This is a genomic window from Pseudomonas sp. AC532 (assembly GCF_979258965.1).
Genome location: NZ_OZ409888.1, coordinates 3,445,579 through 3,461,717 on the forward strand (window position 1 = coordinate 3,445,579; position 16,139 = coordinate 3,461,717).

The 16,139-nt window shown below is 64.7% G+C and carries 12 protein-coding genes and 2 pseudogenes; 8 read left to right on the plus strand and 6 right to left on the minus strand.

Annotation, left to right across the window (positions count from 1 at the left end; genetic code table 11):
* The first annotated feature begins 128 nt into the window (after positions 1-128).
* The 7 genes and pseudogenes from ACZ0AV_RS16130 (at position 129) to ACZ0AV_RS16160 (ending at position 5,545) form a co-directional block, all read left to right on the plus strand.
* Entirely contained in the window at positions 129-767 is a 639-nt protein-coding gene (locus ACZ0AV_RS16130; protein ID WP_499151965.1) for a peroxiredoxin, read from the plus strand.
* Between the two features lie 9 nt (positions 768-776).
* Positions 777-1,364: an NADPH-dependent FMN reductase gene (gene ssuE / locus ACZ0AV_RS16135; RefSeq protein WP_499151966.1), complete on the plus strand. Its 588-nt coding sequence runs from the start codon at positions 777-779 to the stop codon at positions 1,362-1,364.
* A 102-nt stretch (positions 1,365-1,466) separates the two neighbouring features.
* The gene (locus ACZ0AV_RS16140; protein WP_499151967.1) at positions 1,467-2,432 is read left to right on the plus strand and encodes a sulfonate ABC transporter substrate-binding protein; all 966 of its coding nucleotides are present in this window, start codon (positions 1,467-1,469) and stop codon (positions 2,430-2,432) included.
* 56 nt (positions 2,433-2,488) lie between these two features.
* Positions 2,489-3,636, plus strand: a pseudogene (gene ssuD / locus ACZ0AV_RS16145) (FMNH2-dependent alkanesulfonate monooxygenase).
* Between the two features lie 52 nt (positions 3,637-3,688).
* The gene (gene ssuC, locus ACZ0AV_RS16150; RefSeq protein WP_499151968.1) at positions 3,689-4,480 is read left to right on the plus strand and encodes an aliphatic sulfonate ABC transporter permease SsuC; all 792 of its coding nucleotides are present in this window, start codon (positions 3,689-3,691) and stop codon (positions 4,478-4,480) included.
* Positions 4,477-5,277, plus strand: a complete 801-nt coding sequence (ssuB, locus tag ACZ0AV_RS16155) for an aliphatic sulfonates ABC transporter ATP-binding protein (protein ID WP_499151969.1) — start codon at positions 4,477-4,479, stop codon at positions 5,275-5,277. Before ssuC ends, ssuB begins: the two co-directional genes overlap by 4 nt.
* Positions 5,278-5,329: 52 nt before the next feature.
* Positions 5,330-5,545, plus strand: coding sequence for a TOBE domain-containing protein (locus tag ACZ0AV_RS16160; RefSeq protein WP_013793202.1), 216 nt, complete (start codon positions 5,330-5,332; stop codon positions 5,543-5,545).
* A gap of 152 nt (positions 5,546-5,697) precedes the next feature.
* On the opposite strand, the gene ACZ0AV_RS16165 is transcribed toward ACZ0AV_RS16160, so the two are convergent.
* On the minus strand, positions 5,698-7,218 hold the full coding sequence (locus ACZ0AV_RS16165; RefSeq protein ID WP_499151970.1) for a histidine kinase: 1,521 nt from the start codon (positions 7,216-7,218) through the stop codon (positions 5,698-5,700).
* Between the two features lie 180 nt (positions 7,219-7,398).
* Here ACZ0AV_RS16165 and serB point away from each other — a divergent pair, with 180 nt between their 5' ends.
* Positions 7,399-8,607, plus strand: coding sequence for a phosphoserine phosphatase SerB (gene serB, locus ACZ0AV_RS16170; RefSeq protein WP_499151971.1), 1,209 nt, complete (start codon positions 7,399-7,401; stop codon positions 8,605-8,607).
* Between the two features lie 36 nt (positions 8,608-8,643).
* Here serB and ACZ0AV_RS16175 read toward each other — a convergent pair whose 3' ends face one another.
* The 5 genes and pseudogenes from ACZ0AV_RS16175 to ACZ0AV_RS16195 all read right to left on the minus strand — a co-directional run bounded on the left by ACZ0AV_RS16175 (position 8,644) and on the right by ACZ0AV_RS16195 (position 16,021).
* Complete coding sequence (locus ACZ0AV_RS16175; protein WP_499151972.1) at positions 8,644-10,707, minus strand: EAL domain-containing response regulator; 2,064 nt, start codon at positions 10,705-10,707, stop codon at positions 8,644-8,646.
* Positions 10,708-10,770: 63 nt separating this feature from the next.
* The gene (locus ACZ0AV_RS16180; RefSeq protein ID WP_499151973.1) at positions 10,771-12,573 is read right to left on the minus strand and encodes a cyclic-di-GMP receptor FimW-related protein; all 1,803 of its coding nucleotides are present in this window, start codon (positions 12,571-12,573) and stop codon (positions 10,771-10,773) included.
* A 129-nt stretch (positions 12,574-12,702) separates the two neighbouring features.
* Positions 12,703-13,554 (minus strand): archaetidylserine decarboxylase, encoded by an 852-nt coding sequence (gene asd, locus ACZ0AV_RS16185; protein ID WP_499151974.1) that lies wholly within the window; start codon positions 13,552-13,554, stop codon positions 12,703-12,705.
* A gap of 63 nt (positions 13,555-13,617) precedes the next feature.
* Positions 13,618-14,432, minus strand: a pseudogene (locus ACZ0AV_RS16190) (rhodanese-like domain-containing protein).
* Positions 14,433-14,500: 68 nt separating this feature from the next.
* Positions 14,501-16,021, minus strand: a complete 1,521-nt coding sequence (locus ACZ0AV_RS16195; RefSeq protein WP_499151975.1) for an HDOD domain-containing protein — start codon at positions 16,019-16,021, stop codon at positions 14,501-14,503.
* Positions 16,022-16,139 lie beyond the last annotated feature (118 nt).

Sequence of the window (16,139 nt, forward strand, 5' to 3'; positions counted from 1 at the left end):
GGCGAGGCGCTGAAAAGAAGTGACCTTAATATTGATTGGTTATAAATAAATCATTATTTATTCTTTTTAATATTCTGTCTTCCTGAGCATAGTGGCTGCCACGCAACCACTCACCTGAGGAGCACAGCATGAGCATTCGCCTGGGCGACATCGCCCCCGACTTCGAACAGGACTCCAGCGAAGGCCGTATTCGTTTCCACGAGTGGCTGGGCAGCCAGTGGGGCATTCTGTTTTCCCACCCCGCGGACTTCACGCCGGTGTGCACCACCGAACTGGGTTTCACTGCCAAGCTGAAGGACGAATTCGCCAAGCGCAACGTCAAGGCCATTGCCCTGTCCGTCGACCCGGTCGATTCGCACATCAAGTGGATCGACGATATCAACGAAACCCAGAACACCGCCGTCAACTTCCCGATCCTCGCCGACGCCGACCGCAAGGTGTCCGAGCTCTACGACCTCATTCACCCGAACGCCAACGACACCCTGACCGTGCGTTCGCTGTTCGTTATCGACCCGAACAAGAAGGTGCGCCTGAGCATCACCTACCCGGCGAGCACCGGGCGCAACTTCAACGAAATCTTGCGCGTGGTCGACTCCCTGCAACTCACCGACAGCCACAAGGTAGCCACCCCAGCCAACTGGCAGGACGGCGACGAGGTGGTGATCGTGCCGTCCCTCAAGGACGAGGACGAGATCAAGCAGCGCTTCCCCAAAGGCTACCGCGCGGTGAAACCGTACTTGCGCCTCACGCCGCAACCGAACAAGTAAGGGCGTCCCATGTTGGTGGTTTTGTTGGGCGGTAGCCCGAGTCTGAAATCGCGTTCCACTGTGTTGCTCGACCGGGCGCGGCAGTGGCTGCAGGCCCAGGGTGTCGAAGTGGTGAGCTATCAAGCCCGCGATTTCGAGGCCGAGGATCTGCTCTTCGCCCGTTTCGACAGCCCGCGCATTCAGGGGCTGCAGGCCCATGTAGCGGCTGCCGATGGGTTGATCGTGGCGACGCCGGTGTACAAGGCCTCCTTTTCCGGGGCGCTGAAAACCCTGCTCGACGTGCTGCCCGAGCGTGCGCTGCACCACAAGGTGGTGCTGCCCATCGCCACGGGCGGCAGTAGTGCCCACATGCTGGCGGTGGACTACGCCCTGAAGCCGGTGCTGTCCGCGCTCAAGGCGCAGGAAGTGCTGCAAGGCGTGTTCGCCGATGACGGCCAGATTGCTTATACCGACAGCGGCGCCGATCTGTTGCCGGTATTGGAGCAGCGTCTGGATGACGCTTTGCACCACCTGCTTCAGGCGCTCAACCGCCGGCCACAACCGATCGAGCCAGGGCTGTTGAACGACCGCCTGATCAGCGGGCGCTGGAGCGCTTGAAGTAACGCACACCTACATTCCAGGCAGTTCGCTGCCGCCCCACCTTACTAGCCCGTCAACGAGGCAGCAGGTGGCCACACACTCAATGCAGAGGAGAGCACCATGCTCACTATTACCCTGCGTCGGAGTCTGGTCGCCTTGTTTGCCGCGGCCATTTCCTTCGGCGCCATTACCCAAGCCCAAGCCGAGACACTGCGTATCGGCTACCAGAAGTACGGCACCCTGGTGCTGCTCAAGGCCAACGGTTCGCTGGAAAAACGCCTGGCCGCCAAGGGCATCGACGTCAGATGGACCGAGTTTCCCGGTGGGCCGCAGTTGCTCGAAGGCCTGAACGTCGGCTCGATAGATTTCGGCACCACCGGCGAGACCCCGCCCGTGTTCGCCCAGGCCGCTGGCGCGGACCTCTTGTACGTAGCCTATGAGCCGCCCGCGCCGACCAGCGAAGCCATCCTGGTGCCCAAGGATTCGCCGATCAAGTCGGTGGCCGAGCTCAAAGGCAAGAAAGTTGCCTTGAACAAGGGCTCCAACGTGCACTACCTGTTGGTACGTGCGCTGGAGGAGGCTGGCCTGAAGTACAGCGACATCCAGCCGGTGTACCTGCCGCCTGCCGATGCCCGCGCCGCGTTCGAGCGCGGCAGCGTCGACGCCTGGGTCATCTGGGACCCCTTCCAGGCAGCTGCAGAGCAGCAATTGCAGGCCCGCACGCTGGTCGACGGCAAGGGTCTGGTGAGCAACCACCAGTTCTACCTGGCAACCCGGCCATACGCCGAGCAGCACCCGGAAGTGATCGAGGCGCTGGTCGAGGAAATCCGCGCCATCGGCGAGTGGGTCAAGGCGAATAACGATGAGGCCACCGCTCAGGTCGCACCGCTGCTCGGCCTGTCGGCGGAGATCACCCGCCTGGCGGTACAGCGGCAGAGCTATGGCGCACAGTTGATCACCCCGCAGGTGGTCGAGGCCCAGCAGAAGATCGCCGACACCTTCACCGACCTCAAGCTGATCCCCAGGAAGCTGAACATCAGCGACGTGATCTGGCACGCGCCGGCAACCAAGGTCGCCCAGCAATAAACTTCCGCCCCCGCGCTCTGGGCGGGGGCCATCGCGATTTCCTAGGAGACCACTCCATGAGCCTCAATATCTTCTGGTTCCTGCCGACCCACGGTGACGGCCATTACCTCGGCACCTCGCAGGGAGCCCGCGCCGTCGACCATGGCTACCTGCAACAGATCGCCCAGGCGGCTGACCGGCTTGGCTTCGGCGGTGTATTGATTCCCACCGGCCGTTCCTGCGAGGACTCCTGGCTGGTCGCCGCCTCGCTGATCCCGGTGACCCAGCGTTTGAAATTTCTCGTCGCGCTGCGTCCGGGGATCATCTCGCCAACCGTGGCCGCGCGCCAGGCAGCGACCCTGGATCGCCTGTCCGGTGGCCGTGCGCTGTTCAACCTGGTCACCGGCGGTGACCCGGACGAATTGGCCGGCGACGGCTTGAACCTGTCGCACGCCGAGCGCTACGAGGCCTCCGTCGAATTCACCCGAATCTGGCGCCGAGTGCTGGAAGGCGAGGTGGTCGACTACGACGGCAAGCACATTCAGGTGAAAGGCGCCAAACTCCTCTACCCACCGGTTCAGCAGCCGCGCCCGCCGTTGTATTTCGGTGGCTCGTCCGAGGCCGCGCAGGATCTCGCTGCCGAGCAGGTCGAACTGTACCTGACCTGGGGCGAGCCGCCGGCCGCGGTGGCCGAGAAAATCGCTGCGGTGCGCAAAAAGGCCGCCGCTCAGGGGCGCGAAGTGCGCTTCGGCATTCGCCTGCACGTGATCGTGCGCGAAAGCAACGAAGAAGCCTGGAAAGCCGCCGACAAGCTGATCGCTCATGTCGACGATGACACCATCGCTCGCGCCCAGGCCTCTCTGGCGCGCTTCGACTCGGTCGGCCAGCAACGCATGGCTGCCCTGCACGGCGGCAGCAAGGACAACCTGGAAGTGTCGCCCAACCTCTGGGCTGGCGTCGGCCTGGTACGGGGGGGGCCGGTACGGCGCTGGTCGGCGACGGCCCGACGGTCGCCGAGCGGGTCAAGGAATACGCTGCCCTGGGCATCGATACCTTCATCTTTTCCGGTTATCCACACCTCGAAGAGTCCTACCGGGTTGCCGAACTGCTGTTCCCGCACCTGGAGGTGAATCGCCCCGCGCTGCCCGAAGGCGCGAATTACGTGAGCCCGTTCGGTGAAATGGTCGCCAACGACATTCTGCCCAAAGCGGCTTCGGCCAGTTGATACACGGCCGGGCGCGGACGCCCGGCCACTCCGTGAAGATTCGAGGTAGGCGATGAGCAACACATCTTTCAATAGCCTGGCCCTGCGTCTGGCGCCCTGGGTGCTGCCCGTGGCGTTGCTGGTGGCCTGGCAGGGTTCGGTGACCCTCGGGCTGTTGTCCACACGCATCCTGCCGGCGCCCAGTGCGGTATTCGAGGCCGGCTGGCAACTGCTGTCCAGTGGCGAGATCTGGACCCACCTGGCGATCAGCGGCTGGCGCGCAGGGGTTGGTTTCGCCATTGGCGGCGGCATCGGCCTGGCGCTGGGTTTCATCACCGGTTTGTCGACCTGGGGCGAGCGGCTGATCGACAGCTCGGTGCAGATGATCCGTAACGTGCCGCACCTGGCGCTGATTCCCCTGGTGATCCTGTGGTTTGGCATCGACGAGAGCGCGAAGATCTTCCTGGTCGCCCTCGGCACGCTGTTTCCCATTTACCTGAACACCTACCACGGCATCCGCAACGTCGACCCGGCGCTGGTGGAGATGGCGCGCAGCTATGGCTTGTCCGGTTTCGCGTTGTTCCGTCAGGTGATCCTGCCCGGCGCGCTGCCATCGATCCTGGTCGGCGTGCGTTTTGCCCTCGGCCTGATGTGGTTGACGCTGATCGTCGCCGAGACCATTTCCGCCAGCGCCGGCATCGGGTACCTGGCAATGAACGCCCGGGAATTTCTGCAGACCGACGTGGTGGTGCTGGCGATCCTGCTGTACGCCGTGCTCGGCAAGCTGGCCGATGTCGCGGCCCGCAGCCTGGAGCGAGCCTGGCTGCGCTGGCATCCGGCCTATCAGGGAGCAACCGCCAAATGAGCGCATTACAGAGCTTCAAGCGGGGCACCCCGCTGACCCTGCGCGGTATTCAGAAAGCCTTTGGCGAGCGCCAGGTACTCAAGGACATCGACTTGCGTATCCCGCCGGGGCAGTTCGTCGCCGTGGTCGGGCGCAGCGGTTGCGGCAAGAGCACGCTGCTACGCCTGCTGGCCGGGCTCGATGAGCCCACCGGCGGTGAACTGCTGGCGGGCAACGGGCCGCTGGTGGCGAGCCGCGAGGATACCCGGCTGATGTTCCAGGAGGCGCGCCTGCTGCCCTGGAAGCGGGTGATCGACAACGTCGGCCTCGGCCTCACCGGTGACTGGCGGCCCAAGGCGCGGCAGGTGCTGGAAGCGGTGGGCCTGGCGGATCGCGCCAACGAGTGGCCCGCAGCCCTGTCCGGTGGCCAGAAACAACGCGTCGCCCTGGCCCGTGCGCTGATCCACGAGCCGCGCCTGCTGCTGCTCGACGAGCCCCTGGGCGCCCTCGACGCGCTGACTCGCATCGAGATGCAGCAACTGATCGAAAGCCTCTGGCAGACGCACGGCTTTACCGTGCTGCTGGTAACCCACGATGTCAGCGAGGCGGTGGCCACGGCGGATCGGGTAATCCTCATCGAGGACGGCGAAATCGGCCTCGACCTGCTGGTGGACCTGCCACGCCCTCGGGCTCGTGGCTCCGCCTACCTGGCGGCCCTGGAGGCCGATGTGCTCAATCGTGTGTTGCAGATCCCCGCGCTGCCGGCGCAACCCGACCCGGTTTCACCCCTGCCGACCCAGCTGCGCTGGGCGCTCTAACCCCGACCTCATGCCCCGCATGAGGCACCTGACCACTCCTGGAGATTTACCCATGACCATCAAAGCCATCAACGTCCGTAACCAGTTCAAGGGCACCATCAAGGAAATCGTCGAGGGCGACGTGCTGTCGGAAATCGACGTGCAGACCGCCGCCGGCATCGTCACCTCGGTGATCACCACCCGTTCCGTGCGTGAGCTGGAACTGGGCGTGGGCAGCGAAGTGATTGCCTTCGTCAAATCCACCGAGGTGTCGATCGCCAAGCTCTGATCGCTGCTGCCCCATCGACCCCATCAGCCTTGGGGGAGCGGGCGGGGACGCCTAGTCCACGCGCGCATGGCGCGCGCTCACCGGGATATCTTCGAGCCAGACCCACGAAAAAGGCCGGCATGTGCGCCGGCCTTTTCATCTCTGCTGAATCGCTAGCGCTCTTCGCGCAGGCGTGCCATCTGCCGTTCGAGCAGCGCCGGGTACGGATCGAGCAAGCGCTCGACGCAACTGGCGCCTTCGGGGCTGGCGATGGCGCGGATGCGCGCCCGCTGGCGCAGGGTGGCATCTTCACCGACGCGGCGTTCGACCAGCAGCAGGTTGCGGCTGTGCTGCGAGAGGGCCAGGGCATCCTGGGCGGTTTCACTGAGCAGCAGGTCGCCCTGACTCAGCCCTTGCAGGCCTTCACCCAGGGTCAGGCCCAATTGCAGGTGCAGGGTGATGCCGCTGTCGGCCACCTCGATCTGCAGGGCGTGGCCAAGGGCACGCAACAGCTCACCGCAGCAGATGGCATGGGTCAGGTAATCGTCCTGGCTGCCGTCGTGGTGGAACAGCATCAGGCTGCTGCCATCGTTGAGGGTGTGCAGCTCGGCCTTGTAGAGCGTCGCGGCCTTGTCCAGGCAATTGCGATAGCTTTCCAGCAGCTCCATCAGACGCGTGCGCGGCAAACGCCGCAGTTGCTCCTGGGCGCCCAGCTGAACGGCCAGCACGGCGCTTTTGCGGGGGGCGGGCGGAGCGGCAGGGGCGGGCTTGGCCGGGCTGTCCTCGTCGTCATAAAGGTCGGCGAAGGCATCGTCGTCGAGTTCGTCACGGCGGCGGCTCGGCGGGTCGTAGTCGTCCTCGCTGTCGAAGCGCGTGTCGCGCAGGTCACGCACCGCGAAGTTCGTTTCGTCACGTTCGTCGTCCTGCTCGAGTTCGCTGTCGTCGCGGAATGCTTCGCGCAGGTCATCGAGGTCCTCGAACTCCGGCTCTGGTTCGGGCTTTTCAGGAGCCAGACGCGCCTGCAGCTGGCGCGCCAGATCGCCGATCTCGTCCTGCCGGTTGCCGCCTGGCGCGTAATCGTCCGGGTCGCGCAGCCACACGCGCATCTGCATCAGTGGCGTGGATATCTGCCGGCCCAGGCGCAGGCTCAGCGACAGGGTCAGGGCCAGCAGGATCAGGCTCAGAATGCCCATGCTCTGCAGGCTGATGGTCATCGGTTGCTCGAACTGCTGCATGTCCAGGCTGATGCGCAATTGCCCGGCCATCACTTCCTGAAAGGTGATGGGCGTCGAATACAGGCCTTCGGTCTCGCCGAGCATGCTCTTGCTTGGCCGCGTGCCGGCTTCGGCGAGGATACGGTTGTCCACGCTGTAGATGGCCGCGTGGGCCACCAGGGGATTCTTCACCAGATTATTGAGCAGCACGTTGAGGCTGAGGATGTCATTGGACACCAACAGCTCGGTGGCCGAGGCGGCCGTCTGGATGATCAGGCTGCTGCCCAGCGCTTCGGCTTGCTGCTGCATGGCCTGCTTGAACTGCATGCCGATCACCCACGCATAGATCACCAGCGCCATGGCCACCAGCAACAGGCTGTGACTGACGATGCGCAATGCCAGCGGCACGCGACGTTGGCGCAGTGCACGGAACAGCAGAAGGAAGAAGTTATCGGGTTTTACGGGGGCGGGCCGGTTCACAGAGCTCGGCTCTCGTTGACTGTAGGTGGCCCGCAGTATAACGACCGACCCGCACAGGGCAAAGCGCCGCGCGTGTCCGGGAGGCGTTGAAAGTGGTTAGAATGTGCGCTTTTTCACCGGCCCTGCTGCACATCACCGTTCGGCAGACCGTTCATTGTCCTGCGAGCTCCGGAGTACGCCTTGCGCGAAATCGTCCTGATCAACATTACCGGTGAAGATCGGCCCGGCCTCACGGCTGCCATTACCGGCGTCCTGGCCCAGGCTGGCGCGGACATCCTCGATATCAGCCAGGCAAGCATTCATGGCGTATCGACGCTCGGCGTACTGGTCGCGGTTGCAGGCGGTGCACGCCGCGCTGCGCTCTCGGAGGGCGTGCTGCTGGCTGCCCGGGAGCTGGAGCAGCAGGTGCAGTTCACCCAGGTAGCCGAAGCCGATTATCAGCGCTGGGTCGCAGGGCAGGGCAGCGAGCGCCATGTCGTCACGCTGTTGAGCCGCAAGGTCACCGCCGAGCAGTTGCAGCGTGTCAGCGCACTCGCCGCCGGGCAGGGGCTGAACATCGAGCGTATCGAGCGGCTGTCTGCGCCGGTGGCCCTGAGCGGGCAGGCAGGCAACGGGTGCATCGAGTTTTCGGTAACGGGCGAGCCCGGCGATGTAGCGGCGCTGCGTGGCGAGTTCCTGCGCGTGGCCGACGAGCTGGACGTGGATATCGCCCTGCAAGGCGATTCGCTGTTTCGTCGCCATCGCCGCCTGGCAGTGTTCGACATGGACTCGACGCTGATCGAAGCCGAGGTGATCGATGAGCTGGCCAAGGCCGCTGGTATCGGTGAACAGGTCTCGGCGATCACCGAGCGGGCCATGCGCGGCGAGCTGGATTTTCGCGCCAGCTTCAAGGAGCGCCTGGCGCTGCTCAAGGGCCTGGACGTTGGCGTGCTGGACGAGATCGGCGCATCGCTACGCCTGACCGAAGGCGCCGAGAGGCTGTTCGCCGAGCTCAAGCGACTGGGCTACAAGACGGCCATCCTGTCTGGCGGCTTCACCTACTTCGCCAAGCAGGTGCAGGCCAGGCTCGGCATCGATTACGTATTCGCCAACGAGCTGGCGGTAGTCGACGGCAAGGTTACCGGCGTTGCCGTGGAGCCGATCGTCGACGCCCAGCGCAAGGCGGATCTGTTGCGCGAGCTGGCGCACAAGGAAGGCTTGCAACTCGAGCAGACCATCGCTGTGGGTGATGGTGCCAATGACCTGCCGATGCTGGCCATCGCCGGCTTGGGCGTGGCCTTTCGCGCCAAGCCGCTGGTCAAGCAGTCGGCCAGGCAGGCGATCTCTACCCTGGGGCTCGATGGCCTGCTGTATCTGCTGAGTGTTCGCGACCGCGACGGTCGTCAATAAGGCGCGGCACGGGGCGCTGCTGGCGCCCCGTGAGCCTTACTCGTCGGCCGAGAAGTTGTAGTTCATCGACTGGCTCGGGCCCTGCAGGTAGTAGCCCTGGATGTAGTTGGTGCCTGCCTGCCACAGCGTGGCAAGCACGCTGGCGGATTCCACGAACGGCACGATGGTCAGCTTGGCCTGGCTGTGCAGGCTGGCGAGCATGGTTTTCAAGGCTTCCTGATTGCCCGGATCGCTCAGGTCCTTGGTGAAGGAGCCGTCGACCTTGACGAAATCTACCGGCAGGTGCCTCAGCGTATTGAACGGGTTCAACGCGCAGCCGAACTGGCTCAGGCCGATATGGCAGTGCAGGTCCTTGAGCCCCTGGGCCAGCGCCCTGGCCTGTTTCAGGTAGGCGATGGCGTCCGGCTCGCTGAACTGGAACACCAGCGCATCGGACGGCAGCCGCGCGGCCTTGAGGGCGACGCTGAGCCACGGCAGCAGGGTCTGGTCCTGCAGGCTGGCGCTGGAGAGGTGCACGAACAGGCGTGTCGCGTGCCCTTTGGAGCGATGGTCGGCGAGCAGTTTGATCGAGCTGAGGATCACCCAGCGATCGATCTTCTCGCCCATGCCCGCTTCCCTGGCCACGGCCAGGAATTCATCCGGGGGTACTTCCTGGTCCGTAGGGCTGAGCAGGCGCAGCAACACCTCGTAGTGCTCATGTTCATCGCCGCGCAGGCTGATGACCGGCTGGAACAACAGGCGGAAGCTGTTCTGCTCCAGCGCCTGCTGAACCATCGCTACCACGCTGCCGCGGCTGGCGGCGGCAGCCAGCTCCTCGGCAGGGTCGAACAGTTTCAGGGTGCCGGGCTCGTCGAGCTGGTCGGCGCAGCGCTGGGCCCGATCGATCACCTCGCCGGCTTTTGGCGTGGTTTCGTTGAGGCCCGCCACGCCGATTGACAGGGTGGTCTGCGCCGTACGCCCGTTGATGTCGAACAGGTGCCCTTCGGCCTTCTTCAGCAGGGCTTCGAGTAGCGGACGCTGTTGCTGGGGCGACAGGCCGGTTTGCAGCACGGCGAACACGTCGTCGCCGAAACGCGCCAACTGGGCCTCGGGCGGGAAGTGGGTGCGCAGCAGGGCGGCCAGGTCGGTGAGCAGCAGGTCGATGGCCCCGAGGCCCATCTCGGCGAGCAGCGCGGCGTAGCGGTCGACGCGGATGTAGGCGAGGCTTGCTGGCTGTTCGTCGCTGACCGCGCGGTGCGCCGCATGGTCCATCAGCTCGATGAAATGGGCGCGGTTGTAGAGGCCGGTGACCAGGTCCAGGCTGCTGATTTCCCGCAGCTTCTCTTCCAGCTCGGCGTTGGCGCTTTCCGCACGGATCACCACCTGGATGCACGGCTCGCCGTCGTATGCTGCCGGCGACAGGGTCATGCGCGCGGCAAAGGTACTCTCATCGGCACGCACGCCGGAGCAGGCCAGTTCGTTGTTGTCCAGGTGCTGGTGGTTCTTCAGGAAGTCCTTGAAGGCTGCGTGGTCGGCGCAGCCGATCAGGTCGATCATCGGCAGGCCTTCGAGCTCTTCGGCGTCGTCGAAACCGAACAGCTCGAGGTAGGCGCGGTTGGCATAGATGTGCATGCCGTCGTGCACGTAGGCGATGGCGTCGACCGAACTGTCCAGCAACAGCTGGCAGCGTTTCTCCGCCTCGCGCAGAGCCACCTCGGCAGCGCGACGGGCACGCCGCTCCTCGAGGTTGACCAGCTCGCGGCGAGCGACCAGTACCAGGCGCTCGTCCTCGCCCTGGGGCATGGCATCATGGGCGCCAAGGGCAAGCGCTTCGGTGACGCTGTCGGGCTCATTGTCGGCGAGCAGCAGGAGCACCGGGATGTCCTTGCCCTGGCGACGAATCGCGGCAAGTGCTTCATGCGGTTCCAGGCTGTCGCTGGCGGGCGCGCAGATCAGCAGGTCCCAGGTGTGCTTGAGGGCGTCGAGCAGGTCTTCGCTGGAAGTCAGGCGGTGTACGCGAGTGGCATTGCCGGCATTGCGGAACAGGCTGACGAGACGCTCGGCCTCGTTCTGCGAGTCTTCGAGAATCAGCAGGCGGATGGTTTTCTTTTCGATGGCCATTAGCGAGGTCGAATCTGCGATAAGACAGCAGAAAGAGGCGGGAACTTAAGGGTTTCCGGCAATCTACAGCGACTTCCAGAGTGAGTCAAAGTCTTCCTCTCCGGGCGGCCGCTGGCTTCCGGAGGCTGTGACGGAGGTCGCGAGATCGGCGGTTTTCTGTTCCAGGTCGTGGTACTCGAACTGGCTGAAACTGCCGGTGCTGGCCTGCTTCTGGCTCAGCACCGCACGACGTTCTTTGCCGTTTACGTTGATCATCACCTTGCTGCCTTCCTGGAACGGCAGGCGCGGGGTGATCAACGTGGCCGGGCGAGAAATGGCCGCGATCTCGGGCAGCAGCAGGGCGCGCAGGTAATGGCTGTTCTGTTCGGCCTTGCGCACCAATTGCAGGCCGCAGGGCTGGGCATGAGGGGCGATCAGTTCGATGCCCATCTGCGTGCCGCCACCGCGCACCTGCCGGATCCAGCGCACCACGGCAACGCTCCAACCCTGCTGCGGATTGTCGCGGATACCCAGAAGCTCGCCGGCCTGCAGCTGGCTGGGCACTTCCTTGGGCCACGACAGGCAGTAGCCGCCGGGACTGTGATTGACGATCAGCAGGGCATGGGTCGGGTAGGTTTCACCCGCTCCCGATTCTGCCTGCTCGCGTTCGGCGGCCGGTTTGGGGTATTCGATTTCCTCGAACGGCAGGCCGTGCTCCCAGTCGTTGCCGCGCCGTGCATCCGGGGCGCTGGACCAGATATCCGGCTCGCTGCTGACCGGCTTGAACGAGGCGGCGGTGTTTACTGGCTGCTTGAGGATTTCGCTGAATGCGCGGCCATTGGCCAGGTAGTAGTTGAGCGCGCTCATGCCGATGCACAGCGTCATGCTGCCAGTACCCTGGGTGCGCTGGAAGGTGCGCTCGGAAATGTCGCCCCAGCTCGCCGCGGCGTGTTGCAGCATGTCCAGGCTGGCGCCATCCGGCACCTGCAGGCGCGCAGGCGTGCGGTCATCGGGAAGCCGTTGCAGATGATCCTTGATGGCCTCGACCAGTGGCGTGGTGTCGATACCCAGGGCGCCCTGCAGTTCGCTGGGCTGGAACAGCGAGGTGTAGCGCGGCGGGCCATCGAGTTGCGGCGCGACGGCGAAAATGCTCGACGGATGACCGCCTGCCTGCAGGTTGACCAGCGTGCTCCACGGTTCCAGTGCTTCTGCCAGGCGTGCGATGGCACTCTGGCGCATCTGATTGCAGCGCGAGCAGCCGAGCAGCAGTGCCACGATGTAGCTTTGCTCGACGCTCAAGCCCTGGGTGTGACGCGCAAGGGGATCGCGTATGACCACCTTGTGCAAATCCTGACCGCGGGCGATCAGGTACAGCTGGTGCAGTTCCAGCCACAACCCTTCTGGCACGGGGCAGTAGAGCTGACTGGTGCGGATAAGGGGACCGTTGAGGCTGTGCACGGCGCGTTGCAGCGAAGTGCCGAGGAGCTGGTTACGCTCCCGGTTGGGCTGTGAGGCGAGGCGCGAAATGATCAGTTTGTAGCCAATGGCCAGGTGGTTCTGCAGGGCCTGGCAGAGGTTGGCCACCTTTCGTGGTCGCTCGTCGAGCACGATGGCCTGGTTGAGGAAGTGGCGCTCCAGGTGCTGGCAAACGAAATAGACTTCGGGGCGCAGCAGTTCGAGTAACTGCAGGCGGTTTTCCGAAGGCGTCAGCAACTGGTTGAGCTCGATCAGCGCCTGGTACAGCTGGCGTGCCGTTTCACCGATATTGGCCTTTGGTAGCCCGGCAATCCAGCGCTTCAGGTCACGTGGCGTGGCGTCGCAGAAAGTCAGGCCCTGCTTGGTCGGCGTCGGGACGCGGAGCAATAGGTGGGGACTCTGTTTATCCATCTAACTTCGTTACTCCGGCGCCAGCGTACGAGCGAATCATTCGGTAATGGTCAGGCGACTCTAGCAGCATCCTGCCATCGCCGCAGCCTTTGCAGGCTGACGGCAAGGGCTGCGCGCCGCAGGCTGGGGTCAACTGCCCAGCAGCTGACCCATGCGCACCGGGCTGTTGGCGCCCAGCTCTTCGGCCCATTGCACCTGCTCGGGGCCGAACAGCACGATGGCGGTGGAGCCGAGCTTGAAGCGGCCCAGCTCCGCGCCTTTTTCAAGGCTGATCGGCGCTCGCGCGGCTTCGTCATAGCGAACGGTTTTCAGCTCGCGCTTGGGCGGCGTAATCAGGCCGGCCCAGACGGTTTCGATGGACGCGACGATCATCGCACCTACCAGCACCACGGCCATCGGACCCCGTTCCGTGTCGAACAGGCAGACCACGCGCTCGTTGCGCGCGAACAGCTCGGGCACGTTTTGCGCGGTGGTCTGGTTGACGGAGAACAAGCGGCCAGGCACGTAGATCATTTCCCGCAACGTTCCTGCCAGTGGCATGTGCACGCGGTGGTAGTCCTTGGGCGACAGGTAGACAGTGGCGAAATCGCCGCCCATGAAGGGCGCGGCGCGCGCGCTGTCGCCGCCCAGCAGCTCGGTGACGCTATAGCTGTGGCCCTTGGCCTGGAAGATGCGGCCGTGCTCGATGCGACCGAGCTGGCTGACGGCACCGTCGGCCGGGCAGAGCACCGCGCCAGGCAGGTTGTCCAGCGGTCGGGCACCGTCTTTCAGGGCGCGGGTGAAGAACGCGTTGAAATGCTCATACGCGGTCGGGTCTTCGACCTGCGCCTCGCTCATGTCGACCTGGTACTGCTTGGCGAACCAGGTGATCAGGCGGTTCTTGAACCAGGGCGCCCGGCACTCCGCCGCGCAGCCGATCAGGCGCGACAGCAGGTGATGCGGGGTCAGGTACTGGCTGAGGATAAACAGGCGTTCTTTCATCTTTTTTCCTTGGCTGCCCGGTGTTCGATGCCGGGCGGGTAAGAGTGGACAGTCGGATCGCACTCAATGTTCGATGGGGGTGTCGGCAAGATTGCCCCATTCGCCCCAGGAGCCGGCATAGGCCTTGACCCGCGGGTAGCCCAGCGCCTTGGCGACCAGGTAGGTGAAGCCGGAGCGGCGGTGGCTCTGGCAATGGGTGATGATTTCCTTGTCGGCGGTGAGGCCCAGCGCATCGAGTTGCTGCTGGATATCCTCGCGGATGCGCAGCCCGCGCTGCGGGTCCATGCCGGTTGTCCACTCGAAATGGATGGCGCCGGGAATATGGCCGCCGCGGGCTGCCTGCACCTTCTCGCCGCGGTATTCCTCGAGCGAGCGAGCGTCCCAGATGGCCAGGTCATCGGCGCCCAGGCGCGACTTCAGGTAATCCACGCTGGCGGTCGGCTCATCGCTCAGTACCAGCGATACCGTGGTGTGCCGGGGGGCGGGCTGGTCCTGGCTGAGCGGGCGCTGCTCCCCTTCCCAGGCGGTCAGGCCGCCATTGAGGAAGTGGTAATGCCGGTGGCCGATCACATCCAGCAGCCAGATGAAACGCCCGGCCCAGCCGCCACCTTCGTCGTCATAGACCACGTAGACGGCCTCGTCATGATGACCCAGTTCGCTGAACAGTTGCTCCAGCGCCGCCTGTGCAGGCAGCAGGCCCGGGGCGGGGGGCGGCCCAGTTGAGTGCGTTTGCTGTCTACGAAACGAGCACCAGGAATGTGCCCGGCCTGATAGCGGGCGCTGCTGCTCAGGTCGACCAGAATCAGGTGCGGCTCTTCCAGTCGCGCAGCGAGATCCGCCGGCTCGATGACCAGCGGCAATTCGTCGAAGGCAGTCATGCGGGCCTCGTTGGCAGAAATGGGATCCGGATTGTAGCGCAGGCAAGGCGCGGGAAAAGGGCCGTCGCTCAGCGGTTACGTTTGCTGAACGTGTCCAGCGCGCGCTCGATGCATTGTGCCGTCTTGGTAAAGGCCTGCAGCGCGGTGTCGCTGATCGGCCTGCCGTGCATGTCGGCAAAGAGGATCATCACCACGCGCTCGTTGCTGGCCAGCGAGCGGATCAGCAGGTGTTCGCTGGGCAGCAGAGCTTTCAGGTTGCCTGGCAACAAGGCCGAGAATTGCGCGATGTTGGCCGGGCTCAGGCGCAATTGTGCCGGCTTTTCCAGCAGGCGGCGCAGCACCTGACTTTGTGCCGGGTCGAGGCTCAGGCCGCTGGCTGCGGCCTCGACGCCGGCATGCTGCTGCACCTGCAGGCGGCTGTGGGTGCGGTCGGCAAGCAACAGCAACAGGCGGGTCAGGCCGGTCGCCTGGAGCGCCTGGCTCGCGCACAGGGTCAGTTGCTGCACGTTGGTGAACACGCTCGGTTGGGCAAGCAGGCGGGTGCACAGCTCGCGCCAGTCTGCAGCCGGAGGCGGCGGAGCCGATGCCGGCTCGGGAGGCTGGATGTGCCGCGCATTCCACGGCCACAGCAAGGCTTCGGCAGGGTGCCAGAGGCCCGTGGTGTCCAGTTGCCGTGCGCTTTGTGCGGCATTCTGGTGGATGTGCTGGTGCAGTTCCGGCAACGGCATCTGCAGGTACAGGCTGTTGAGTCGCTGCCAGCGGCGCGTGTGGCTGCCGGCCCAGGCGTTGTGTGCCGAAACCGCCAGTACGTTGGCCAGCAGGATGCTGTTGGCCGGCTGGGTGAGCCAGCGCTGCAGCGTCGGGTCGGCGTCCAGTTCCTGCTGCTGGCGCAGCGGATCATCGTGCTGGCGCGCCAGGCGCAAGGCCTTGGCCAGCAGGCGCCGATCGTTGAGCAGCAGTTGATAGCCCTGAATGATCCAGGCCGGCAGCCGCCACTGTTCGGCCAGTGCCAGGCACAACGCGAACAGCGGGATGCCGAGCAGGTCGCGCTCCACCCGGGCGGGCGGCTCGCCCTTGACCAGCACGCGGTGCTCCCAGGCGTCGAACAACTGCGGGTGGGCGGCCACCAGCGTCCATATCGGTGAGAGAAACAGCAGGCTGCCCCAGTGGATCTCCTGCCACAGGCGTGCCAGGCGAGCAGCGAACAGGCCGTTGGCCTGCTGCGCGGCGTGCTGGCTGATCAGCTGAATCTGCCGCAGCGGGCGGGGAATGTCCTCGAGCGCCCTGGCCGGAATGCGTGCCAGCAATTCTTCCGCGCGCTTGAGCCCCAGGCGATTGAGGGCGATTTCCAGGCTCTCCGCCGCTTCGCCCAGGCTGCCGTTGCTCTTGCGATTGACCTCGCGCAGCACGCACAGCGCCAGTGCCGGGCTGCCCTGCATGAGGTCGGCGATCTCGCGTAACGAACGGCGGCTGTCACCCAGGGCGCGGCGCACCTGCTGATGATGAAGTGTCGGGATGGGCAGTGCCTGGCCCTCCAGCTGCTTGAGCCAGGCATCGAGGGTGCGCGGTAACGGCGTGCTTGCGACCATGGGGATATGCCAAAATGGCTTTTTTTAGACTTAACTGACTATAGTCTCGCGCATCTCTTCCGATAAGTAGAAGGGATGTTTCGCGCGCCCTTTCTCTTTCTGCTCACTTTCGTAGTTC

Excerpts from the sequence above, each read along its gene's own strand:
- ACZ0AV_RS16195 (WP_499151975.1), bottom strand. The coding sequence starts at position 16,021 with ATGGTCGCAAGCACGCCGTTACCGCGCACCCTCGATGCCTGGCTCAAG.
- ACZ0AV_RS16180 (WP_499151973.1), bottom strand. The coding sequence starts at position 12,573 with ATGGATAAACAGAGTCCCCACCTATTGCTCCGCGTCCCGACGCCGACC.
- ssuC (WP_499151968.1), top strand. The coding sequence starts at position 3,689 with ATGAGCAACACATCTTTCAATAGCCTGGCCCTGCGTCTGGCGCCCTGG.
- ACZ0AV_RS16140 (WP_499151967.1), top strand. The coding sequence starts at position 1,467 with ATGCTCACTATTACCCTGCGTCGGAGTCTGGTCGCCTTGTTTGCCGCG.
- ssuE (WP_499151966.1), top strand. The coding sequence starts at position 777 with ATGTTGGTGGTTTTGTTGGGCGGTAGCCCGAGTCTGAAATCGCGTTCC.
- asd (WP_499151974.1), bottom strand. The coding sequence starts at position 13,554 with ATGAAAGAACGCCTGTTTATCCTCAGCCAGTACCTGACCCCGCATCAC.
- ACZ0AV_RS16130 (WP_499151965.1), top strand. The coding sequence starts at position 129 with ATGAGCATTCGCCTGGGCGACATCGCCCCCGACTTCGAACAGGACTCC.
- ACZ0AV_RS16175 (WP_499151972.1), bottom strand. The coding sequence starts at position 10,707 with ATGGCCATCGAAAAGAAAACCATCCGCCTGCTGATTCTCGAAGACTCG.
- ACZ0AV_RS16160 (WP_013793202.1), top strand. The coding sequence starts at position 5,330 with ATGACCATCAAAGCCATCAACGTCCGTAACCAGTTCAAGGGCACCATC.
- ssuB (WP_499151969.1), top strand. The coding sequence starts at position 4,477 with ATGAGCGCATTACAGAGCTTCAAGCGGGGCACCCCGCTGACCCTGCGC.